The organism is Bacillus sp. SIMBA_005 (genome assembly GCF_046535585.1).
Taxonomy (GTDB): domain Bacteria; phylum Bacillota; class Bacilli; order Bacillales; family Bacillaceae; genus Bacillus; species Bacillus pumilus.
Genome location: NZ_JAWRWI010000504.1, coordinates 1 through 246, shown reverse-complemented (window position 1 = coordinate 246; position 246 = coordinate 1). Strand labels below are relative to the sequence as shown.

Sequence of the window (246 nt, the reverse complement as noted above, 5' to 3'; positions counted from 1 at the left end):
GGCGCCGCCGCGCTGCATGAGCGCCACCTGCCGCCGCAGATCACCGGAGAACATGCCGCCAAGAACCGGAACGCAGGCCTCGACGAGAACGTGCGTGTACTCCTGGGCGATCGTCTCGACCATCGCGCGCTGCCACGCGCGGGAGTGCTCCGAGGTGCGCCACGGCACGACGTAGTCCGCGGGGTACTGCAGGACGTTGTTCTCGGCATGGACGAAGTTCTTCGCCGAGACGTCCCCGGTTTTTTC

At 67.1% G+C, this 246-nt stretch carries 1 protein-coding gene; it reads right to left on the bottom strand.

Going from position 1 to position 246, the window contains the following annotated elements:
* Positions 1-246, bottom strand: a 246-nt coding sequence (locus SB660_RS21080) for a hypothetical protein (protein ID WP_410584330.1), incomplete at both ends; no start/stop codon positions are given.